The organism is Bacillus sp. 11B20 (genome assembly GCF_056098985.1).
The window spans coordinates 737,330-760,849 of sequence record NZ_JBLZWZ010000008.1 but is presented as its reverse complement, the minus strand read 5'-3'; the positions used below and the strand labels follow the sequence as shown (position 1 = coordinate 760,849).

23 protein-coding genes are annotated in these 23,520 nt (G+C 41.9%); 19 read left to right on the top strand and 4 right to left on the bottom strand.

The window, feature by feature from the left end; all coding sequences use genetic code 11:
* Positions 1-323 precede the first annotated feature (323 nt).
* From sppA to ACN6NB_RS13205, 14 genes are all read left to right on the top strand, one after another.
* Positions 324-1,325, top strand: a complete 1,002-nt coding sequence (gene sppA, locus ACN6NB_RS13270; protein ID WP_059374781.1) for a signal peptide peptidase SppA — start codon at positions 324-326, stop codon at positions 1,323-1,325.
* A gap of 14 nt (positions 1,326-1,339) precedes the next feature.
* On the top strand, positions 1,340-1,864 hold the full coding sequence (locus ACN6NB_RS13265; protein WP_041086612.1) for an RDD family protein: 525 nt from the start codon (positions 1,340-1,342) through the stop codon (positions 1,862-1,864).
* A 99-nt stretch (positions 1,865-1,963) separates the two neighbouring features.
* Positions 1,964-2,671: a DUF2953 domain-containing protein gene (locus tag ACN6NB_RS13260; protein WP_039180600.1), complete on the top strand. Its 708-nt coding sequence runs from the start codon at positions 1,964-1,966 to the stop codon at positions 2,669-2,671.
* A 14-nt stretch (positions 2,672-2,685) separates the two neighbouring features.
* A complete protein-coding gene (gene ytfJ, locus ACN6NB_RS13255) occupies positions 2,686-3,138 on the top strand; it encodes a GerW family sporulation protein (protein ID WP_024424811.1) in 453 nt (150 codons plus the stop codon).
* Positions 3,139-3,250: 112 nt separating this feature from the next.
* On the top strand, positions 3,251-3,751 hold the full coding sequence (gene tpx, locus ACN6NB_RS13250) for a thiol peroxidase (protein WP_024424810.1): 501 nt from the start codon (positions 3,251-3,253) through the stop codon (positions 3,749-3,751).
* Positions 3,752-3,839: 88 nt separating this feature from the next.
* A complete protein-coding gene (locus ACN6NB_RS13245; RefSeq protein WP_212043803.1) occupies positions 3,840-4,814 on the top strand; it encodes a class I SAM-dependent methyltransferase in 975 nt (324 codons plus the stop codon).
* A gap of 412 nt (positions 4,815-5,226) precedes the next feature.
* Positions 5,227-6,411 (top strand): acetate kinase, encoded by a 1,185-nt coding sequence (locus ACN6NB_RS13240; protein WP_039180594.1) that lies wholly within the window; start codon positions 5,227-5,229, stop codon positions 6,409-6,411.
* A gap of 103 nt (positions 6,412-6,514) precedes the next feature.
* The gene (locus tag ACN6NB_RS13235) at positions 6,515-7,030 is read left to right on the top strand and encodes a MogA/MoaB family molybdenum cofactor biosynthesis protein (RefSeq protein WP_144494582.1); all 516 of its coding nucleotides are present in this window, start codon (positions 6,515-6,517) and stop codon (positions 7,028-7,030) included.
* Positions 7,031-7,203: 173 nt separating this feature from the next.
* A complete protein-coding gene (locus tag ACN6NB_RS13230; protein ID WP_024424806.1) occupies positions 7,204-8,415 on the top strand; it encodes an argininosuccinate synthase in 1,212 nt (403 codons plus the stop codon).
* On the top strand, positions 8,412-9,785 hold the full coding sequence (gene argH, locus ACN6NB_RS13225; RefSeq protein WP_058838285.1) for an argininosuccinate lyase: 1,374 nt from the start codon (positions 8,412-8,414) through the stop codon (positions 9,783-9,785). Before ACN6NB_RS13230 ends, argH begins: the two co-directional genes overlap by 4 nt.
* 121 nt (positions 9,786-9,906) lie before the next feature.
* Positions 9,907-10,809, top strand: a complete 903-nt coding sequence (locus ACN6NB_RS13220; RefSeq protein ID WP_247544431.1) for an aminoglycoside phosphotransferase family protein — start codon at positions 9,907-9,909, stop codon at positions 10,807-10,809.
* Between the two features lie 99 nt (positions 10,810-10,908).
* On the top strand, positions 10,909-11,664 hold the full coding sequence (locus tag ACN6NB_RS13215; RefSeq protein ID WP_039180586.1) for an SDR family oxidoreductase: 756 nt from the start codon (positions 10,909-10,911) through the stop codon (positions 11,662-11,664).
* Between the two features lie 65 nt (positions 11,665-11,729).
* On the top strand, positions 11,730-12,413 hold the full coding sequence (locus tag ACN6NB_RS13210; protein WP_039180583.1) for a metal-dependent hydrolase: 684 nt from the start codon (positions 11,730-11,732) through the stop codon (positions 12,411-12,413).
* A gap of 147 nt (positions 12,414-12,560) precedes the next feature.
* Positions 12,561-13,883: a CBS domain-containing protein gene (locus tag ACN6NB_RS13205; RefSeq protein WP_039180580.1), complete on the top strand. Its 1,323-nt coding sequence runs from the start codon at positions 12,561-12,563 to the stop codon at positions 13,881-13,883.
* Between the two features lie 37 nt (positions 13,884-13,920).
* Here ACN6NB_RS13205 and ACN6NB_RS13200 read toward each other — a convergent pair whose 3' ends face one another.
* Positions 13,921-14,223, bottom strand: coding sequence for a YtpI family protein (locus ACN6NB_RS13200; protein ID WP_003216665.1), 303 nt, complete (start codon positions 14,221-14,223; stop codon positions 13,921-13,923).
* 147 nt (positions 14,224-14,370) lie between these two features.
* On the opposite strand from ACN6NB_RS13200, the gene ACN6NB_RS13195 reads away from it, so the two are divergent.
* A complete protein-coding gene (locus ACN6NB_RS13195) occupies positions 14,371-15,312 on the top strand; it encodes a DHH family phosphoesterase (protein ID WP_024424800.1) in 942 nt (313 codons plus the stop codon).
* 51 nt (positions 15,313-15,363) lie between these two features.
* Here the strand turns inward: ACN6NB_RS13195 and ACN6NB_RS13190 are convergent, their stop codons facing one another.
* From ACN6NB_RS13190 to ytrH, 3 genes are all read right to left on the bottom strand, one after another.
* The gene (locus tag ACN6NB_RS13190; protein ID WP_003216400.1) at positions 15,364-15,549 is read right to left on the bottom strand and encodes a YtzJ family protein; all 186 of its coding nucleotides are present in this window, start codon (positions 15,547-15,549) and stop codon (positions 15,364-15,366) included.
* Between the two features lie 108 nt (positions 15,550-15,657).
* A complete protein-coding gene (gene ytrI / locus ACN6NB_RS13185) occupies positions 15,658-16,161 on the bottom strand; it encodes a sporulation membrane protein YtrI (RefSeq protein ID WP_003216226.1) in 504 nt (167 codons plus the stop codon).
* Positions 16,158-16,499, bottom strand: coding sequence for a sporulation membrane protein YtrH (ytrH, locus tag ACN6NB_RS13180; protein WP_024424798.1), 342 nt, complete (start codon positions 16,497-16,499; stop codon positions 16,158-16,160). The genes ytrI and ytrH overlap by 4 nt, the downstream gene beginning before the upstream one ends.
* Positions 16,500-16,636: 137 nt before the next feature.
* Between ytrH and dnaE the strand changes: the two genes are divergently transcribed.
* The 4 genes from dnaE (at position 16,637) to accA (ending at position 23,488) form a co-directional block, all read left to right on the top strand.
* Complete coding sequence (gene dnaE / locus ACN6NB_RS13175; RefSeq protein ID WP_474253380.1) at positions 16,637-19,972, top strand: DNA polymerase III subunit alpha; 3,336 nt, start codon at positions 16,637-16,639, stop codon at positions 19,970-19,972.
* A gap of 141 nt (positions 19,973-20,113) precedes the next feature.
* Positions 20,114-21,346, top strand: coding sequence for an NADP-dependent malic enzyme (gene ystJ, locus ACN6NB_RS13170; RefSeq protein ID WP_025092260.1), 1,233 nt, complete (start codon positions 20,114-20,116; stop codon positions 21,344-21,346).
* A 304-nt stretch (positions 21,347-21,650) separates the two neighbouring features.
* The gene (gene accD, locus ACN6NB_RS13165) at positions 21,651-22,526 is read left to right on the top strand and encodes an acetyl-CoA carboxylase, carboxyltransferase subunit beta (protein WP_034279640.1); all 876 of its coding nucleotides are present in this window, start codon (positions 21,651-21,653) and stop codon (positions 22,524-22,526) included.
* Entirely contained in the window at positions 22,511-23,488 is a 978-nt protein-coding gene (accA, locus tag ACN6NB_RS13160; RefSeq protein WP_039180569.1) for an acetyl-CoA carboxylase carboxyl transferase subunit alpha, read from the top strand. Before accD ends, accA begins: the two co-directional genes overlap by 16 nt.
* Positions 23,489-23,520 lie beyond the last annotated feature (32 nt).

The following is a 23,520-nucleotide window of genomic DNA, read 5'->3' as shown; positions in this document are numbered from 1 at the left end:
ATCAGATTTGCATGATGAGAAATGAGTCGATGTGAGTGATTCAAAATGGCTGGATCCTGAGCATAATTGAATAGCCGTTTTCTCATGAAAGAATGGTTTAGGTGTTTCGTTGCGGTGAAGATCTAGCCTATTAGGTGCAGAGAGAGGATAAAAAAGCCAATTTTTCGTCATGCGCTTGTCTACGTAGACGATGTAAAGTTGATCGTTATTTAAGAGAGGTGCTATCATATGCCTACATGAAATGTAAAAAAACCACAATTCCTGTGAAACATTTCATGTGGGCATTCGTATGAATGAAGTGAGATCAAAAGGAGGAGAAAAAGATGAATGCGAAAAGATGGGTAGCGCTAATTATTGCACTTGGTGTTTTCGGATTTTCAATTGTAATCAGTGTCACGATGGCCTTGTTCGATAGCTTCAATGACAATAAAATGAGCTATCAATTCGGGGATGAAATAGAAGAGAAGGTACTAGAGAATGGCAGCGGTGCAGGCAAGATTGCTGTTCTTGAGATTAATGGAACGATTCAAGATAATGGAGGTGCCTCGAGCCTATTAGGCGGAGAAGGGTATGATCATCGTGCATTCCTCAAGGAACTAGATAAAGCGAAAGAGGATGCTTCGGTAAAAGGCGTACTGCTGCGCGTTAACTCTCCTGGCGGCGGTGTCTATGAAAGTGCTGAAATACATAAAAAATTAGAAGAAGTGAAAAAAGCAAAGAAGCCGATTTACGTATCTATGGGCTCAATGGCAGCTTCTGGCGGCTACTACGTGTCAACTCCAGCGAAGAAAATCTTTGCTTCACCTGAAACATTAACAGGATCGCTAGGTGTTATTATGCAAAGCTTGAATTATTCAAAGCTGGCAGATAATTTGGGCATTAAGTATGAAACGATTAAGAGCGGGAAGTTCAAAGACATCATGTCTCCTAACCGTGATATGACAAAAGATGAGCGCAACATCATGCAAAGCATGGTCGATAACTCTTACGAAGGATTTGTCAAAGTGATCTCTGAAGGACGAGGCATGTCAAAAAAGGAAGTCAAGAAAATTGCTGACGGCCGAGTATATGACGGGACACAGGCAAAATCGAACGGATTAGTCGATGAGCTTGGGTATTATGAAGATGCATTAAAAGCGATGAAGAAAAATGAAAAAGGCTTAAAAGGAGCAACAGTGGTCAGCTATTCTCAAAGCTTTGGCTGGAACTCTCTCTTCAACATGAGTGCAAGCAAGCTCTTTAAAAGCGAAATTGATTTTCTGAATTTAAAAGAAACACTGGCTGGCTCAAATGGGTCTAAACCGATGTATCTCTATTCAAAATAAAGGAGGGATCATAGATGGATTCTACATTCGATGAAGTAAGCGAAAGCCGCAGCCAAGAGGAAGAATCGAAGCCGGCCTTTGTGAAGCGCGCTTCAATTGAAGCACAGGCGTTTGCAGGTTTTTGGATTAGATTTTGGGCGTTTATTCTTGATTGGCTCGTCGTCTGGGGTGTCAACCATTTGACGGTTTCTCCAATCTTTAGTCTGTTTGGTTGGTCCAAAGGAGGGGGATGGTTTTCTCCATTTTCCGTCACAACGACGATTGTATTCCTCCTTTATTTCGCCATCATGACGAAAATCTTTCAACAAACACTCGGCAAGATGGTGTTTGGGATTAAAGTGGTCTCACTTCAGCCTGAGAAGAAGCTGGCATGGGATGTTATTTTCTTTAGAGAGATTGTGGGACGTTACATTAATACGATCTTTGTTCTCTATGCAATCGTTGGGTTCTCGCCGAAAAAGCAAGGGGTTCATGATTACTTTGCTGATACTGTGGTCGTCCATGAACATTTATATGAAAAAACAGAATCAAACGTATAATCAGAGGAGTTTGGCCGCGTACTGGTCAAACTCTTTTTTTGTTGATTGGGTATAAAATCCAGAATGAGAGCCATAATCGTAGGGGAAGCATCATTTGTTATGGAGGAAGTGAGCACAGTGCTTTACGTTTGGATCGCAGCGTTGTTGTTTCTTGTGATCTTGTTGATTTTCATGAAAGTAACCATTTCGCTGGACTATTCGCATACAAACGACAATGACCATATTGCACTGAAGGTCATCACCTTATATGGATTGGTCAGACTCAAAAAAGAGATTCCGATGGTGAGGGTCAATCCAGAAGACCAAACGATTGATATTCGTGAAAAGAAAATGGAAAGCGCCAAAACCCCTGATCACGAAAAAGAATCGATGCATAAAAAAGTAGGAAAACGTGATATGAAGCAAATCCTTCATCAAATGGAGCGCATCACAAAAGAGATTGTCGATTTAAATCGGATCATGCGCAAGTTCTTCATTCACATAAGGGTTGTCTCATTTCACTGGTCGACATGGATCGGCTTTCATGACGCCGCTTTAACAGGTGTAGCAGCTGGCGGTGTGTGGTCAGTTAAAGGAGCGCTGCTTGCCTTTATGCAGGAGCATCTCAACTTTAAACATAAACCAGTATATGAAGTCATTCCGGCCTTTCAGCACAACGTATCGCAGACTCAGTTTACATGTATAGCTTATTTTCGTATTGGACATGCTATGCTTGCAGCCATTCGTTTACTTGTTCATTGGTTAAAAGGGAGAAAGGCGAGAAAAAGTGCCTCTCTTCAAGCAACGAAGAATGAATCATCTGTTTAAGGAGGAACCCGAAAATGGCAGATCATCCAATCCAAGGTCTCATGAAGACAGCGATGGAAAACTTAAAAGAAATGATAGATGTGAATACAATCATCGGCGATCCAGTCGAAACCCCTGACGGCAGTGTCATTCTCACTGTGTCAAAGGTTGGTTTTGGATTTGCAGCCGGCGGCAGTGAATTTAACGGGAACCAAAAGAAGGAAAAGCGTTCTGATGATCAAGAACGAAAAGAACCGAGACTCCCATTTGGCGGCGGAAGCGGCGGCGGGGTATCGATTACACCAATTGCCTTCTTAATTGTAGGAACAAACGGAGTTCGAATGCTTCATTTGGATGAACACACACATCTGCTCGATAAAATATTGGATTCTGCTCCTCAAGCAATTGAACGTCTTCAGCACATGTTTAAGAAGGATGAGCGGGAGCACCGTCATAAAGAACGAAAACTAGATGACATAGACCTTTAAAAAGTTAGCTGCGCTGCAGTTAACTTTTTTTTCAAAATGGACGATTAGGCTTTGCAGTTTTTTGCTTTCTCTACTATGATAGAACCATACATTTGAAAAGGGAGGAATTGTTTTGGCATCGATCACATTTAAAGGAAGTCCTGTCACGCTTGTAGGAAATGAAGTGAAAGTAGGCGAGCAGGCTCCTGATTTTACGGTTTTAACGAACTCACTTGGAGAAGTTTCACTTTCTGATTTAGCAGGAAAAGTGACGATCATCTCAGTGATTCCTTCTATTGATACAGGTGTGTGTGACGCACAAACAAGACGTTTCAATGAAGAGGCAGCGGGTTTAGGTCCGGTCAATATTTATACGATTAGTGCAGACCTTCCATTTGCACAAGCACGCTGGTGCGGAGCAAACGGAATTGAAAATGTCGAAACATTATCTGATCACAGAGATATGTCATTTGGTGAAGCATTCGGAGTGTATATGAAAGAATTGCGTTTATTGGCGCGCGCAGTCTTTGTATTAGACCCTAACGGAAAAGTGGTTTACACTGAATACGTAAGTGAAGCAACGAATCACCCAAATTATGAAAAAGCCATTGAAGCTGCAAAATCACTGTTATAAAAGCAGCATCGACAAGAGCTCCGGCTTCAACCTGGGGCTCTTTTCAATGAGAACATATAGCTTTTAACAAAGCGAGGAGAGAAAAGCATTGCAGAAAGATCAAGTAAGTACTATTTTTGAACTGCTCGATACAGCTTCTATTCGATTGAAAAAGGAACAGAGCATTTCCTATATTGAGGCATTGGCAGAAGCAGGAGAAGCCTTTTTCCAAGCAAATGATCGAAACGGTTTATTAAAGGATTTAATAGAGAAAGCAGATTTTGCTTCTTATGATCATGAGCAGATTCGTAAAGCGTTTCAGCTCGCCGTATTGAAAGGTCAAAAGGATATTTCTCATCCAAATCGCCAGATGACGCCAGATACGATTGGACTGTTTGTCAGCTATTTGGTGAATAAATTTTTAGAAGGTCAAAAAGAACTTGTTGTCTTTGATCCAGCAGCGGGAACAGGAAACTTACTTCTTGCGGTTTTAAACAATCTCACTGCAGAAACAAAGCGCGGCTTTGCGTCTGAAATTGATGATGTGCTCATTAAAATTGCTTGGGCCCAGGCGAATTTAGAGGAGAAAGAAGTCGAGCTTTTCCACCAGGACAGTCTTGAACCGCTTCTGATCTCACCGGCAGATGTCACTGTATGCAGCCTGCCAGTCGGCTATTATCCAAATGATGAGCGTGCAGCAGACTTTGAATTGCAGGCAAAAGAAGGACATGCCTTTGCCCATTATTTATTCATTGAACAAAGCCTCCGCTACACAAAAGAAGGCGGCTTCTTATTCTTCATCATTCCAAACGACTTGTTTGAAGGAAAAGAGAGCGTACAATTAAAGGATTTCATTAAAGACCATGCGTATATGAATGCGTTAATTCAGCTGCCAGTGTCCATGTTTAAGGATAAAAAACACGCCAAAAGCTTATTTGTGATGCAAAAGAAAAAAGAAGGGCTGGAAGCACCAAAACGAATGCTGTTTGCCAATCTTCCATCTTTCTCACAAAAGGAAGCAATGGTCGGTGTGATGAGAAAATTAGACCAGTGGTTTATAGAAGAAAAAGAAACGAAAGAATAGCCAGAGTGATTTCTGGCTATTTCAGCGTGTAGACAAACCCTCGCATTCGTTGTCAGGTCTGCGCTCCGGTGCTCACGAATCCCAAATTCGCTCTGCTCCGGTGCTCGCCCTTCCTAGAGCTGCAAAGGTTTTCTATCACGCTGAAAAGAAAACAAAGAGCTAAAATAAAAATCATTTTAGCTCTTTGTCAATAATCTGGATATTTTACTATTCAGAAAATAATGACTTATTGATGTAAGCGATAACAGTTTGAAGGTGCACTTGAAATGCAAAGTTTTCAATGTTTAAATGAAAAAGTCAGATATTTTTCGGACTTATCGTTAAACTATAAAAGACCCGTCAAACAGGTTGAATATAGCACCGGAAAAAACGTGAAACCTTATATAACAACTGAGTAAAAGGAGCGACAGTAATGTCCAAAATTATTGCAATCAACGCAGGAAGCTCATCTCTTAAATTCCAATTGTTCGACATGCCAGAAGAAACCGTTTTAACAAAAGGGCTTGTTGAAAGAATCGGAATGGACAACAGTATCTTCACGATTTCTGTAGATGGAGAAAAGAAAACAGAAGTGACAGATATTCCAGATCACGCAGTAGCGGTCAAAATGCTGCTTGAAAAACTAACTGAATTTCACATCATCAAAGACTTTAATGAAATTGATGGCGTAGGACACCGTGTTGTTCACGGCGGAGAGAAATTCAGCGATTCTGTACTTTTAACTGATGAAGTGATTAACGACATTGATCAGCTTTCAGAGCTTGCACCACTTCACAACCCTGCAAACGTTGTAGGAATCAAAGCATTCAAACAAATTCTGCCTGACGTACCAGCGATTGCTGTGTTCGATACAGCGTTCCACCAAACTATGCCAGAGCAGTCTTATCTATACAGCCTTCCGTACGACTACTACAAAAACTTTGGTATTCGTAAATACGGATTCCACGGGACAAGCCACAAGTTCGTTACAGAGCGTGCAGCAGAGCTATTAGGCCGTCCACTAGAAGAGCTTCGTTTGATTTCTTGCCACCTTGGAAATGGTGCGAGTATCGCAGCAGTTGAAGGCGGAAAATCAATCGATACATCTATGGGCTTTACACCACTTGCTGGTGTTGCAATGGGTACACGTTCAGGTAACATTGACCCTGCTCTTATTCCATTCATTATGGAAAAAACAGGACATACTGCTGAAGAAGTGCTTTCTACTTTGAATAAGAAGAGTGGTCTTTTAGGTGTGTCTGGTCTGTCAAGTGACCTTCGTGATATTGAAGAAGCAACAGAAGAAGGAAACGACCGTGCAGAAGTTGCTCTTGATATTTTTGCGAGCCGTATTCATAAATACATCGGCTCTTATGCAGCAAGAATGAATGGCGTAGATGCGATCATCTTCACAGCTGGAATCGGTGAAAACAGTTCAGAAGTAAGAGCACGTGTACTTCGTGGTCTAGAATTCATGGGCGTTTACTGGGATCCTTCCCTAAACAACATGAGAGGCGAAGAAGCATTCATCAGCTACCCGCACTCTCCTGTAAAAGTGATCGTCATCCCAACAAACGAAGAAGTAATGATTGCAAGAGACGTTATGCGTTTAGCGTAAAAGTTTGAAAAGCTCTTTTCCAATAAGGAAAAGAGCTTTTTTCTGTTAAAAGCAGCATGCTATAATGTTGTCCAAAATGAAGTAAAAGGGAGCGTTGCGGAAAATGAGCGTGACAGAACATAAACGAGAGGCGAAAGAAAGGCTTTATGTGAAGGTCATTACGGTCAGTGATACAAGAACGAAGGAAACAGATAAAAGCGGGCGCCTGATGATTGATTTGCTCAAAGAACAGGGACATCTTGTTCTTGCATACGATATTGTAAAAGATGATATTGGATTGATTCAAGACGCTGTGCTAGAAGGAACAAGCGAACCGAAAATAGATGCCGTCTTGTTAAATGGCGGAACAGGAATTGCTGCAAGGGATGTGACCATTGAAGCGATTACCCCTCTTTTTTCCAAGGAGCTGCCTGGCTTTGGTGAAATCTTCCGAATGCTCAGCTATACAGAAGACATAGGTTCAGCTGCTATCTTGTCCCGGGCAGCGGCAGGGGTCGTCAATCAAAAGGCTGTCTTTGCCACGCCGGGATCTACCGGAGCCGTTCGTTTAGCCATGACAAAACTCGTGATTCCAGAGCTTCCTCACGTCTTACGAGAGCTTGAAAAAGATCAAAAATAGCCCAAAATGACTCTGCCAAGAAAATTTGGCAGAGTTTTTTTCATAAAGGGGTTGAAAAAACAATTTTTCCTTGTTACAGTGTATACATACTAAATGCATGTTTATAAATTAAAACTTATTTTTATGCAAAAAACATTCACAGAATCAAAACAAGCGAGAGGAGCTTTTCAATCATGTCACAAAATAAAAAAGTTGTATTAGCATATTCCGGAGGTCTTGATACCTCTGTTGCAGTTAAATGGTTACAAGAGCAAGGATACGAAGTTGTTGCTTGCTGCCTTGACGTAGGTGAAGGAAAAGACTTGGCATTCGTTCAACAAAAAGCGCTTCAAGTCGGAGCGGTTCAATCATACATGATTGACGCAAAAGAAGAATTTGCTGAAGAGTTTGCACTCACTGCATTACAAGCACACACAATGTATGAAGGAAAATACCCACTAGTATCTGCACTATCCCGTCCGCTTATTGCAAAAAAATTAGTGGAAGTAGCAGAAAAAGAAAATGCAGTAGCTGTTGCTCATGGATGTACTGGAAAAGGGAACGACCAAGTTCGTTTTGAAGTATCCATTAAAGCATTGAATCCAGATCTAGAAGTTCTTGCGCCAGTGCGTGAATGGAAATGGTCTCGTGATGAGGAAATCGATTATGCACAAAAACATGGTATTCCAATTCCGATTAACTTAGACAGCCCATATTCAATCGACCAAAACCTTTGGGGCAGAAGTAACGAATGTGGCATTTTAGAAGATCCTTGGGCTGCGCCGCCAGAAGGTGCATATGATCTGACAAATCCACTTGAAAAAACACCTGACACACCAGAAATCATTGAAATCACGTTTGAAAAAGGAAAACCGACAGCGATTGACGGAATCCAGTATTCATTATCTGACCTTATCCTTCATTTAAATGAAGTCGCTGGTCAGCATGGTGTTGGCAGAATCGATCACGTTGAAAACCGTCTTGTTGGGATCAAATCTCGTGAAGTGTACGAGTGCCCAGGTGCAGTCACACTTCTTAAAGCACATAAAGAGCTTGAAGACTTAACGCTTGTTAAAGAAGTCGCACACTTTAAACCAATCGTGGAACAAAAAATGGCTGAATTAATATACAACGGCTTATGGTTCTCACCGCTTAAAGAAGCACTAGATGCATTCTTACAAGAAACACAGCAAAACGTAACAGGTGTTGTACGTGTGAAACTATTTAAAGGCCATGCCATTGTAGAAGGACGTAAATCACCATATTCACTTTATGATGAAAATCTCGCAACTTATACAAAAGCAGATGAATTTGATCATGATGCAGCTGTAGGATTTATTAACCTTTGGGGCTTACCGACAAAAGTAAACAGCATCGTGAATAAAAAGGAGCAGGTTAAAGCATGAAAAAGCTTTGGGGAGGCCGATTTCAAAAAACACCAGAAAAATGGGTCGATGAGTTTGGCGCGTCCATTCATTTCGACAAACAATTAGTGAAAGAAGATCTGACCGGCTCCCTTGCTCATGCAAGTATGCTGAATAAATGCGGTATCCTCGGTGATGAGGAGGCCGCTGTCATCAAAGACGGACTAAATACGCTCATGAAAAAGGCAGAGGCGGATGAACTGGAATTTTCAGTAGATTATGAGGACATTCATTTAAACCTTGAAAAAATGCTCATTGATGAGATTGGTCCGCTTGGCGGCAAATTGCACACAGCGAGAAGCCGGAATGATCAGGTCGCAACTGATATGCACCTATATTTGAATAACCAAGTCGAGCATATCATTGAACTGATCTCTTCCTTTCAAACGGTGCTTGTAGAGAAGGCAGAACAGCACGTTGAAACGATTTTTCCAGGATATACGCACCTGCAGCGTGCACAGCCTATTTCGTTTGCCCATCATATGCTCGCCTATTTTTGGATGCTTGAGCGTGACAAAGCGCGCTTTCAAGATTCATTGAAGCGAATTAACGTGTCTCCACTTGGATGCGGAGCGTTAGCAGGAACGACATTCCCGATTGATCGTGAATATACTGCAGAGCAGCTTGGCTTTGATCACATTTACGAAAACAGCCTTGATGGTGTGAGTGATCGGGACTTCATTTTAGAGTTTTTGTCTAATAGCAGTCTTGTGATGATGCACCTCTCACGTTTTTGTGAAGAAATCATTTTATGGTGCTCACAAGAATTCAAATTCATTGAACTCGATGATACGTATGCAACAGGCAGCAGCATGATGCCGCAGAAGAAAAACCCGGATATGGCTGAATTAATCCGCGGAAAAACAGGCCGTGTGTATGGCAACCTAATGGGGCTTCTCACGATTATGAAAGGCTTGCCGCTTACGTATAACAAAGATCTGCAAGAAGATAAAGAAGGCATGTTTGATACAGTGAAAACCATCGCTGGCAGCCTGCAAATCTTCACAGGTATGATTCAAACGATGACAGTCAACGAAGATGTCATGAAAAAGGCAACAAAAGAAGATTTCTCAAATGCGACAGAAGTGGCAGACTACCTTGCGAAAAAAGGCATGCCATTCCGTGAAGCACACGAAATCGTTGGCAAGCTTGTGTATACATGTATTCAAAAAGGCATCTACCTAAGTGATCTTCCTTTTGAAACTTTTACAGAAGCAAGCGAGCTTTTTGAACAAGACATTTACACTGTTCTTGATCCGTATGTGGCGGTTGAAAAAAGAACAAGTGCAGGTGGAACTGGATTCAAACAAATCCAGCTCGCTTTAGAAAAAGCAAAAGCCTGTCTGGCATAACACGCAAAAAACCATTCGTATGATACGGATGGTTTTTTTGTCATGGAAAAAGGAGTTTGATGACCATTGGAGAAAATGAAAGCATACTAGCGTCAAGCAGAAAAGGGAGTGACAGCAGATCATGAAGAAAACGCTTGAGGCTTTGTTTCATCAACCGATCGTATCAGTGAAAACGTTAGGAGAACAATATGACGGACGGGTCAATGATGTGTGGCTGATCTCCTTACAAGATAAAACGGAGTATGTGATCAAATCTCCTAAAACTGTAAGAGAAGAAAGTGAATTTGTGACTGGGATCAATATGATCTATGGAGTAGATGCTCATACTACACAAAAGTATATCGATCAAATTAATCAAAAACTGTCTCATACGAATTCCTTTCAGATTCCAGAAGTTGTTCGTAAAGTGAAGAAGGCAGGGAGACATTTTTATGTAATGGAGAAAGTAGAAGGAACACCTTTCACATCTTTCGATGGACGTTCATCAAACTTTTATAAGGATTATGGGAGGAAACTAGCACATCTTCATTCATATCGAACTGACTTTTTTGGTGCAGTATACGGAGCTGAAAAGAAACATTTGAGAGAATTTCATGCGGTGTTAAAAAAGGCTGTACCCAAACTCATAGAGCGTTATTACGCAGATCAGCCTGAATTTCATTGTTATACAGAAATTGTGTTGCAAAAGATTGGAAAGCTGAAGCCTCCTGATTCAGCCAGTCTTATTTTAATTGATTTAGATCCGTCTCAATATATTGAAAAAGATGATCAAGTAACGAGTTTAGTTGATACAGAATATGTCGTATATGGACCAGCTGCGTTTGATTTTATTGCATTGGAATACCTTTTGACAAAAGAAGCTGCCCGCGATGTCCAATTGGGGTATGAAGAGATTTGTCCGCTTCCTCGCGAGCTTCAAGAGGTGAGAGAATGCTATCGTTTTGTTTCGCTGCTTCTCGATATCCATGGCTCATGGGATCTGAAAAAGTGGATGAATCACCCTATACTGTTTTACTCCTATTGATAAAGGGTTCATAAGTGCGCCAGATGCCGGTTTATAGTAAAGTAAAAGATAAGATAAGAAACACGTGAACTTGCAACCTTTGCTTTAGGAGGAGATTGTGTGCGACACGCATTAATAACAGCGGGTTCTAAAGGACTTGGCCGGAAAGTCACCGAGTCTTTACTGAATATGGGGTATTCTGTGACAGTGAATTATCGAAGTGATGATGAAGCTGTCCGGCAGATGAGAGAAGAATTACAGCAGTACGAAGATAAGCTTCAATTTGTCCAAGGTGATGTGACAAAAAAAGAAGATCTAAAAAACATGGTAGAGCTGGCAATAGAGCGATTTGGGCGGATTGATGCCTTGATTAACAATGCTGGTCCTTATATTTTTGAACGAAAAAAACTGGCGGATTACTCTGAAGATGAATGGTATCAAATGATAGAAGGCAACTTATCAGCAGTATTCCATTTGTTCCGCATGGTCATCCCAATGATGAGAAAACAAAGCTTTGGCCGCATTATCACTTATGGCTTCCAAGGTGCAGACCATGCGCCAGGCTGGATGCACAGATCAGCCTTTGGAGCGGCAAAAGTGGGCCTTGCGTCATTGACGAAAACCATTGCGATTGAAGAAGCCGAAAACGGCATCACCGCCAATATGGTTTGTCCAGGCAAAATCGTTGGAGACATGAAAGAATCGACAATAGAGGAAGCCCGCCAAATCAAAGACGAAGAAACGCCAATAGGCAGGTCTGGTACTGGAGAGGATATAGGACGTATCATCTCATTTCTATGTGATGACCGTTCAGACCTCATTACAGGCACCGTCATTGAAGCAACAGGTGGTCTTAACGTCATTCACAGGCATTAAGTTTTTTAGCTTTTTATAGAGGGAATAAATGATATGAGATCAAAATTGAAAGGTGGATATACTACATGAAAGCTACATATCATGGACATTCAGTCGTACACATTGAAACAAACGGATATCATATTTGGATTGACCCATTTTTAAATGGAAATAAGCACACAGATATCAATCCGCAAGATGTGAAAGCAGATGTCATTTTACTGACACATGGACATGGAGATCACATCGGTGACACCATTGAAATCGCTAAAAACAATGATGCACTTGTTGTCGCGCCTTTCGAACTTGCCACGTATTTAAGCTGGCAAGGGGTGAAAACGCACCCGCTTTCTATTGGAGGCAGCCGTGAGTTTGAATTTGGTAAAGTGAAGCTCACGCAAGCGTTCCATGGTTCTGCTGTCATTGATGAAGAGGCACAGACAATTACGTATACAGGGATGCCATCAGGTATTTTATTTACCGCAGAGGGCAAAACAATTTATCATGCTGGAGACACTGCACTCTTTTCAGATATGAAACTGATTGGTGAGCTGAATCATATTGAGCTCGCATTCCTTCCAATTGGTGATAACTTCACGATGGGGCCGGAGGATGCAAGAATTGCAGCAGAATGGCTGCGGGCAAAACAGGTGGTTCCGATTCACTACAGCACATTCCCGCCAATTGAACAGGATCCGCATGCATTTGCAGACAGCCTGCATGGCGGCGTCGGTCATGTGTTAAATAGCGGGGAATCAATCGAGATTTAATCCCCATATGAAAAAAGCTGGCACACAAATGCCGGCTTTTTTGTTTGCCTTCATCTGCTGAAAGAAAAGACAAATTGCTATTAAAAGCCTCCTGCCCTTATAATGAAACATAGATAAAAACGCTGAAAACAAAAAGGGTGAACGGGATTGGCGACAAAGCATGAGCAAATTTTATCGTATATTGATTCTTTAGATGTCGGGGAGAAAATTTCTGTCCGGCGCATAGCGAAAGAAATGAAAGTGAGTGAAGGCACCGCTTACCGGGCCATCAAAGATGCTGAAAATAAAGGATTCGTCAGTACCATTGAACGAGTCGGCACCATTCGAATTGAACAGAAGAAAAAAGAAAATATTGAAAAACTGACATATGCAGAAGTGGTTAATGTCATTGATGGACAGGTGCTTGGAGGACGAGCAGGCTTACATAAAACGTTAAATAAATTTGTCATCGGAGCGATGGAGCTGGATGCGATGATGCGCTATACGGCAGCTGGCAACCTTCTCATCGTCGGAAACCGGATCAATGCCCATAAGCAGGCATTAGAGGCAGGGGCGGCTGTGCTGGTCACCGGCGGATTCTCAACAGATGATGAAATCATTCAGCTCGCAGATGAGCTAGAGCTGCCAATTTTATCAACAAGCTACGATACATTTACCGTAGCGGCTCTCATTAACAGAGCCATTTATGACCAATTAATTAAAAAAGAGATTGTGCTTGTAGAAGATATTTTAACGCCGATTGAACGCACTGTGTATTTATCACCAGAGGATAAGCTTGAAAAATGGTATGAAAAGAATTATGAAACTGGCCACGGCCGTTTCCCGGTCGCAGATGATCAAATGAAGATTCACGGCATCCTCACCTCAAAGGATATTGCGGGGCATGACCGCTCCACACCGATTGAAAAGGTGATGACGAAAAATCCGCTGACGGTCATTGGCAAAACATCTGTCGCCTCAGCTGCCCAAATGATGGTGTGGGAAGGCATTGAGGTGCTGCCAGTTGTGGATGATCATGCGAAGCTGATCGGGATGATCAGCCGTCAGGATGTGCTCAAGGCGCTCCAAATGATTCAAAAGCAGCCGCAGGTCGGAGAAAAGCTGGATGATGTTGTCTCAAGAGGGTTTAAAGAAACTGATACAGAAAAACCAAAAGCAGATGCGGTTTATCAATATGAGGTCACCCCGCAAATGACGAACCAGCTTGGAAACATTTCATATGGGGTGTTCACACAAATTTTAATCGAATCAGCCAACCGCTTCTTAAAATCTCATAAAAAGGGCGAGCTGATCGTTGAGAGTCTTTCTGTCTACTTCTTAAAACCAGTCCAAATGGAATCCACAATCCAGATCAAGCCGAATATTTTAGAAGTAGGGCGCAAGTTTGGAAAGCTGGAAGTCGAGGTTTATCACCAATCGAATATCGTAGGTAAAGCGATGCTGATGGTGCAGCTGATGGAGAGGGGATAATGATAAAAAGGGCGAACCCATGTCGCCCCTTTCCTTATTACGCGTGATCTTTTTCGCCTTCTTTTAAAAAGAGCGGAAGGTAATGCTTGTAGGCTTTATACCCAGCCCACGTACTGCCGATACCGACAGCAACAAAAATAAATCCGATGACAAATGCGAGTGACGAGCGGTTTAAAAATAATTGATTCACACCGAAAAGCAGGACAAAGCAGCCAAGGGCCATACTGGATTTCGCCGACCAAAATTTTTTCTCAACTGGCCGGTTCGTACGGACATTTTTCGCTTTGTAGTATAAATAAAACATGGCAGAACAAATAATAAACACAATCAAAACAAGCATGTGCCAAGCCTCCATTGTAAGTGGTTACAACCCTATTTTAAACGTAAATAGGCTTGCTTACTAGAATAAATTGTCTATTCCTCACTTTTCCGTCACGATAGATTATGATTTAATAATAAAAAGAGTATCGCATGAGAAGGAGTTTTTATGAAAAAAGAACTGATTAGAACCATATCATTATATGACACCATCATCATTCATAGACATGTAAGACCAGATCCTGATGCGTATGGATCGCAGTGCGGCCTTACGGAAATCTTGCGTGCCACCTATCCAGAAAAAAATATTTATGCAACAGGAACCCCTGAGCCATCCCTTTCATTTTTATATGAACTCGATGAGGTACCAGACGACGTGTATAAAGGGGCCCTTGTCATTGTCTGTGATACGGCTAATCAAGCAAGAATTGATGATCAGCGCTATTTAATGGGCGATAAGCTGATGAAAATCGACCATCATCCGAATGAAGATCCTTATGGTGATTTGCTTTGGGTAGATACAGAGGCAAGCTCTGTAAGCGAGATGATTTATGAATTGTACTTAGAGGGGAAAGAAGAAGGATATCAGCTGAATACAAAGGCGGCTGAATTGATCTATGCCGGCATTGTAGGAGACACAGGCCGCTTCCTTTTCCCAAACACAACGAAAAAGACACTCAAATATGCAGGGGAACTTATCGAATATCCGTTTTCATCTTCAGATCTTTTCAATCAATTGTATGAGACAGATTTGAATGTCGTGAAATTAAATGGCTATATTTTTCAACATATTTCTTTGTCAGAGAACGGGGTTGCATCAGTGTTCATTAAGCGTGAAATTTTGGAATCGTTCCAAACAACAGCGCAGCAGGCCTCACAGCTTGTTGGGACACTAGGAAATATAGCAGGCATTAAGGCATGGGTCTTTTTTGTGGAAGAAAACGATCAGATTCGTGTCAGATTCCGCTCTAAAGGTGTCGTCATTAACACCATTGCGAAAAAATATCATGGAGGCGGCCACCCGCTTGCAGCCGGTGCGTCCATTTATGATTGGGCCGTAGCAGATGAGATTTTGCGTGATTTAGAAGAAGTATGTAAATCATCATCATAAGAGAGGAGGGATATGAAGTCCCTTCTCTCTTTTTTGTCATGGAGAAAAGGGTTACTTGCATACAGGGATAAACCAGCAGCCGATGTCTGTTGAATCTTCATAGGCTTGGAGATTTTGATGCTTTAATTCTTTTTTAATTAAATGAGCCATCATTTCTGTCTCAGCATAAGCACACATGCCGTCTTTGATCCGGCTTGCTTTGTCTCGTGCCATTTGACGATAGCTGTAAACCTCCATTGTCCTCACCTCTTTCTATTTAAGATCTCGTTCTACTTTTAGTGTATAAAAATGAAGCGTGAAAAGCGATCATTGAGGGCAGAAATTCATAAAAATTCCACAACCTGTTTATTCAGCAAATGAAATACGTACTTCAAGTGAAAGCTTCGTATAAATTGTCAGCTCTGTCACTTTCGCTCGGTATGCCTTTTCCCGAATCGTATATTCTTTATTTTCCACTGTCCGTTTTAGTAATTCCTTTGTTTTATAGACACTTTCAATATCCTTTGTAATGACTTCTGAGATATCCTCCTTGACCTGATCTTCAAACTTTAGCGTATCTGGCTCTGGGATTTTATATTGCTCACGATTCACGAGATGAACATCTACGCTTTGGATCAGCAGCCGCTTCTTATTATCCTCATTTAACTTATGCAAATCTTCCCGATAGAGTGTGATTTGTTCCTTCAAACTGTCCATATGATGCTGCTGGCTTCTCAGCAGTGTTACTTGCTTTTCCTGAAAGGTTCCGTATGTAAAGAGAAAAATGAGCCAGCTTACAATCGCACCAAACATCATTCCTGCAAAAAAACGCTGCCAGCCTGGGCGTTTATACAGCTCCGGCACCCTCATGATGACACATGCTCCTGGGTGAGCCACGTAATAATGAGATACCCCGTTTGTGCGCCGCCCATGGCAGAGATAATTAATAAAATCTGCTTGAAAATATCACGCGTGTTTCCTTCGAAAATGCCTCGTTCAAAGCTATAAACAGCATCAAATGTTCCGCCGATAGCGGCGACAAGCGCCCAAATCTTTAAACGGTTGGCAAGACTAGTAATAATGGATAAAGGCGGCTGACCAGATAAATACGCACCAACACCGCCTATGATAGCACCACCCAAAATGACCCCAAGGGCGATAAAATAACAGCTGATAAAATTCGGAATAAAAGCTTCCTTCACATCCATTTTGTCCACCTCACTCTATTCAATATATGGTGTGTGCTGGACAAGTATGAACGGACAGAAAAGAAAGAACATTTGTTTCTCATCGCATCGCGTTTTATAATGAAAGAATGACTTTAGACGAAAGGAGTGGATTTAGCATGTCTTATGTTCATCTTCAGGTCCACAGTGGATACAGCTTGTTAAGCAGTGCAGCTAAAGTAAAGGAGCTTGTACTGAAAGCAAAAGAACTTGGCTGCAAGGCGCTCGCTCTTACCGATGACCATGTGATGTATGGAACGGTCGAATTTTATAAGGAATGTAAAAAACATGGCATCAAGCCGGTTATCGGTTTAACAGCTTCTGTCTTCATAGATGAACAAGAGACAGAGGCTTATCCCTTGGTACTCCTTGCAAAAAACAACGAAGGCTATCAAAACCTGATCAAAATCAGCAGTGTGCTGAAATCAAAATCAAAAGCCGGACTGAAAGAAAAATGGCTCAAAAGCTATCATCGCGGGCTCATTGCGATCACACCAGGTGCATCTGGGTATATTGAAACGCTTTTGCAGCATGATCAAATAGAAGAAGCGCGTGAAGCCGCCAAACAATTAAAGCATATATTCGGCGAGGGCCACGTGTACATCGCACTTCAGCCATTTCAGCAGGACGAATCGCTCACCAGCAAACTGCGGGACGTCTCACAAAGTGTGGACATACCTCTTGTTGCGACGGGGGATGTTCACTACATCAATCGAGAGGATAAAATGGCTTATACGTGTTTAAAAGCCATTAAAGCAGGGGATCAGCTTTCAGAGATAGAGGAAGACCGAGGAGAAAAGCATTTCAGATCCTTTGAAGAAATGTTGGAATGGTATAGAGATGATCGAGAGCTGCTGACAAGAACGGTGGAGATTGCAGACCGCTGCGAGGTCGATTTAAATCTTGGACAGACAAAACTTCCATCCTATCCAACTCCTGATCAATCAACAGCAGATCAGTTTTTACGCAGAGTGTGCGCAGAAGGGATGAAGCAAAGAAAGATTGCTTCAAATGACATGTATGTTAAAAGGCTTGAATATGAGCTAAGCATTATCCAAAAAATGAATTTCAGTGATTATTTTCTCATTGTGTGGGATTTTATGAAGTATGCACATGACAAAGGAATTGTCACAGGCCCTGGACGGGGATCAGCAGCGGGTTCACTTGTTGCATACGTTCTGTTTATTACCGATGTCGACCCGATCCGTCACGGTCTTTTATTTGAGCGCTTCTTAAATCCAGAGCGAATTAGTATGCCAGATATTGATATTGATTTCCCCGACACGAGAAGAGACGAAATCATTTCTTATGTAAAAGACAAATACGGAGACATGCATGTGGCGCAAATTGTCACCTTTGGAACACTTGCAGCAAAGGCTGCTTTAAGGGATGTTGGACGTGTGATGGGAATTGATTCAAAGGCAGCGGATCGTCTTGCCAAGCTGATTCCATCAAAGCCAGGAACGACACTCAAAGAAGCGGTGACTGCATCTCCTGAATTAAAAACGATGCTTCAGCAATCTGAAGAGCTTCGAAAGGTCTTCCAAACTGCTTTAAAGGTAGAAGGCTTACCGAGACACACCTCGACACATGCAGCTGGCGTTGTGCTGAGCGAAGAGCCGCTGACAGAGGTCGTTCCGATTCAAGACGGCCATGAAGGTGTGTATTTAACGCAGTATGCCATGAATTATTTAGAAGATCTCGGACTTTTAAAGATGGACTTCTTAGGGCTCAGAAACTTAACATTAATTGAATCCATTAAAAACCAGATTGAAAGACAGGAAAACGTCCACATTAACTTTAGTGACATTTCATATGAGGATCAGAAAACGTTTGAATTGTTATCTGCGGGCGATACAACTGGAATATTCCAGCTTGAATCACAGGGAATGCGTCAGGTGCTGAGACGCCTGAAGCCGTCTAGTTTAGAAGATATCGTAGCGGTCAATGCCCTCTATCGTCCAGGTCCAATGGAAAATATCCCGCTTTTTATCGACCGAAAGCATGGCAGAGTCAAGGTCTCCTACCCTCATCCTGATTTGTATGACATATTAAAGGATACATATGGGGTCATCGTCTATCAGGAGCAAATCATGCTGATTGCAGCGAAGATGGCTGGTTTTCAGCTGGGCGAGGCTGATCTATTAAGAAGAGCTGTTTCGAAGAAGGATAAAAAGGTCCTTGATGAAGAGCGAAGCCATTTTGTTGAAGGATGCCTAAAAAAGGAGTATCCTGTTAACATTGCAAATGACGTTTATGACTTAATCGTCAAATTTGCAAACTATGGTTTTAATAGAAGCCATGCTGTTGCATATAGCATGATTGGCTTTCAGCTTGCTTATTTAAAAGCGCATTATCCGTTATATTTTATGTGCGGTCTTTTAACGAGTGTAATTGGAAATGAAGACAAAATTGCTCAATATTTCTATGAGGCGAAGGAAAAAGGGATATCTGTGTTGAAGCCTTCTATTAATAAGAGTGAGTTTCCATTTACGGTTGAAAAAGGGGAGATCCGCTACAGCTTAAGAGCGATTAAAAATGTCGGAGTGTCAGCTGTAAAGGATATATACAGGGCAAGACAGGAAAAGCCGTTTGAAGATTTATTCGATTTTTGCGCAAGAGTATCACCAAAGAGTGTCAACCGAAAAACGATTGAAGCGCTCATTTTTTCAGGGGCGATGGATGAGTTTTATCCCAATCGTGCTTCGTTATTAGCATCGATAGATATTGCGTTAGACCACGTGTCATTTTTAAATCCAGAGGATCAGCTGGACTTTCTTGGGGATACAACCTTCTCCATTAAGCCAAAATATGCGGAGATAGAAGAAATGCCGCTTGTTGATCTCCTGCAATTTGAAAAAGAGGCACTCGGGTTATATTTATCAAATCACCCAGTACAAGCATACCGAGACCGCTTAAGAGAGAATGGTACAGTGGAAATCATCAGACTTTCTTCCTATATTAAGCGGAAGATTTCAATGGGTGGTCTTTTGACAAAAGTGAAATCGATTCGGACAAAAAATGGACAATCGATGGCATTTGTTACATTTGGGGATGAAACGGGAGAAATGGAAGGCGTCGTCTTTCCAGAGCAATTTAGAAAGCTGTCCCCCTTACTTGAGGAGGGCACCATGCTTTATGTGGAAGGCAGAGTAGAGATCAGAAATGACAGCAGTCAAATCATCGTGCAAGAAGCTGCTTTGCTTGAAGAGATGGACGTAAAAAGAAAAGAGTCTGTCTACATTCGGGTGAAAGAAGAGAATCATACGCAGGAGCTGCTAGAGCAAGTAAAACGAGTCCTTTCGATGCACAGCGGAGAAGCAGATGTCTATTTGTATTATGAGAAGCAAAAAAAGACGATGAGACTTCCAGATGCATACAAAGTTCATGCAGATCATGCTGTGATTTTCCAGTTAAAAGAGCTGCTCGGTGAACAAAACGTTGTGATTAAATGATGACAAATCGCCTGAATATGTTTTACAAATTCACCTATTGTGTTATCATTTTAAAGATTCTGTGTATTTAAAACTGCCAGTATGTGCTTATCAATTTAGCAAATCATTAAATCATTTTCCACTTGAAGGAGTGTTCATCACATGTCATTAAGAGAAGAAGCATTACATATGCACAAAGAGAATCAAGGCAAACTCGAATCAAAATCAAAAGTACAAGTGAAAAATGCGAAAGACTTGAGCTTGGCTTATTCACCTGGTGTTGCAGAACCATGTAAAGATATTTATGACGACACAAGCAAAGTGTATGATTATACAATGAAAGGCAATATGGTCGCTGTTGTCACAGACGGAAGCGCTGTTTTAGGGCTTGGAAATATTGGTGCAGAAGCATCTCTTCCAGTAATGGAAGGGAAAGCCGTATTATTCAAAAGCTTTGCAGGCGTAGATGCCTTCCCAATCGCGCTTGCAACGAACGATGTAGACAAAATCGTTGAAACAGTGAAGCTTCTTGAGCCGACTTTTGGCGGTGTGAACCTTGAAGATATTGCAGCTCCTAACTGCTTTATCATTGAAGAGCGCTTGAAAAAAGAGACAAACATTCCAGTTTTCCACGATGATCAGCACGGAACAGCCATTGTGACAGTAGCAGGACTTGTGAATGCACTGAAGCTATCTGGAAAATCTATGTCTTCAATCAAAGTAGTGGCAAACGGCGCCGGGGCAGCAGGAATTGCGATTATCAAACTTCTTTATCATTTCGGTGTACGTGATATCATTATGTGTGATACGAAAGGTGCCATTTACGAAGGCCGCCCGAATGGTATGAATGCAGTGAAAAACGAAGTAGCTAAATTCACGAACCAAGACCGCAAAGAAGGTTCATTAGAAGAAGTCATTGAAGGCGCAGACGTCTTTATCGGGGTTTCTGTAGCAGGCGCCTTAACAAAAGAAATGGTTGGAAAAATGGCAAAAGATCCTGTCATCTTTGCTATGGCTAATCCAAATCCAGAGATTATGCCAGAAGATGCACATGCAGCAGGTGCAAGTGTTGTAGGAACTGGCCGTTCTGACTTCCCGAACCAAGTGAACAACGTACTGGCATTCCCAGGAATTTTCCGCGGAGCATTAGATGTACGTGCAACTCACATTAACGAAGAAATGAAAATCGCAGCTGTTGAAGCGATAGCGTCTCTTGTTTCAGATGAGGAATTGTCAGCTGAATATGTCATCCCTGCACCATTTGATGCACGCGTGGCACCAGCGGTAGCAAAAGCTGTGGCAAAAGCAGCAATGGAAACTGGCGTTGCAAGAATCAAAGTCGACCCAGAAGCGGTCGCTGAAAAAACAAGAAAATTAACGATTATCGGCGAATAATCAACTGGAAAAGTGTGCACGTTTTTTCTGAAATTGGAGGAAAAACGTGCAACATTTCCTCTCTTACGCGAAAAATTTTTCATCCGGAATGAGATTTTTTTGTAGACGTTCACAATTCAAACATATCAACTGCTCAGCGCCCCAAACACCTACTCATTTCTCATCAATTCCCCACTGAAAAAATTGAATGAAGGATGACAGCGTTTGACAAAAAAAGTACAATAGTTTCGGTACAGTTATGACATGTCCTATAATAGTGGATGTGCGTGTAAAGAAAAAACCCTTCAAAAAGGGAGGTAGTCATTTGTCAATCAAGAATATTTTCAGTAAAAAGAAAAAATATGCATCTGTACCCTCTGAACAGGCAAGCCAAGATGTGCCTGAAGGCATCATGACCAAATGTCCGCAATGTAAAAAAATAATGCTCACCAAAGAACTAGATAAAAATTTACGTGTTTGCATGAATTGCGGCAGACATTTGCAAATGAATGCAAAACAGCGTATCGAAAGCCTTGTAGATGAAGGCACATTTGAAGAATTTAACGGGCACCTCATTTCAGCAAACCCGCTCGGTTTCCCAGGCTACGAAGAAAAGCTTGAGAAAGACAGAGAAAAAACATCTTTGAATGAAGCCATTGTCACAGGTAAAGGTGAGATTGAAGGCCAAAGTGCTGTGATTGCTGTCATGGATGCCACGTTCCGTATGGGCAGCATGGGATCGGTTGTTGGTGAAAAGATCACACTGGCGATCGAGAAAGCAAAAGCGGACAAGGTTCCGTTTATTATCTTTACTGCATCTGGTGGAGCGAGAATGCAAGAGGGAATTCTCAGTCTGATGCAGATGGCAAAAACAAGTTCAGCATTAAAACTGTTCAGCGAAGATCAAGGGTTGATTATCTCTGTGATGACGAACCCAACAACTGGCGGTGTATCAGCTAGTTTTGCGTCTCTCGGTGATTACAACTTTGCAGAACCGGGTGCTTTAATTGGTTTTGCAGGCCGCAGAATCATTGAACAAACGATTCGTGAAGACCTGCCAGAGGACTTCCAAACGGCTGAATTTTTAATGAAGCATGGACAGCTTGATGCTGTCATCCATCGTGCAGAAATGAAAGAAACACTAGGCCGAATCTTAGCGCTACACAGCACAGGAGGTGAACGAGAGTGGCTGGAGAACTAGAATTTGAAAAACCTGTCATTGAACTTCGAGCGAAAATTGATGAACTGAAAAAGTTCACACAAAACTCAGAAATGGATTTAAGTGCAGAAATTGAGCGCCTTGAAACACGTCTGAGCAAGCTTGAAGCAGACATTTATACAAATTTAAAGCCGTGGGACAGAGTGCAGATTGCTCGGCATGCGATGCGCCCAACAACTCTCGATTACATTCAAGAGCTGTTTGACAACTTTTTCGAATGTCACGGTGACCGTTTTTATGGTGATGATGAAGCGATCGTTGGAGGAATTGCCACGTTTAAAGGGCTTCCTGTCACTGTTATTGGTCATCAGCGCGGTAAAGATACAAAAGAAAACTTGCGCCGTAATTTCGGAATGCCTCATCCAGAAGGCTACCGTAAAGCGCTGCGTTTGATGAAACAAGCAGATAAATTTAATCGCCCGATCATTTGCTTTATTGATACAAAAGGAGCTTATCCTGGTAAAGCAGCTGAAGAGCGCGGACAAAGTGAAGCAATTGCGAAAAACCTATTCGAAATGGCAGGACTTCGTGTACCGGTTGTCTGTATTGTCATTGGAGAAGGCGGAAGCGGCGGCGCACTAGGCCTAGGCGTAGGAAACCACCTATTCATGCTAGAAAACTCAACGTATTCAGTGATTTCACCTGAAGGTGCAGCAGCACTGCTCTGGAAGGACTCATCACTTGCGAAAAAAGCTGCAGAATCAATGAAAATTACCGCTCCAGACCTAAAAGAATTAGATATTATAGATGATGTTATTAAAGAAGTGCAAGGTGGAGCACATCGAGACGTGAAACAACAAGCAGCCTACATGGAAAATGTATTAAAACAATCACTTACATCTTTGCTCAAACTAACACCTGAAGAACTAGTCGAACAAAGATATGAAAAATACAAAGCAATCGGGAAAGTATCGATTGAAAATCAATATATTGGGGTAAACTAAATAAACGTACAGCCTTTTTGGCTGGCGTTTAT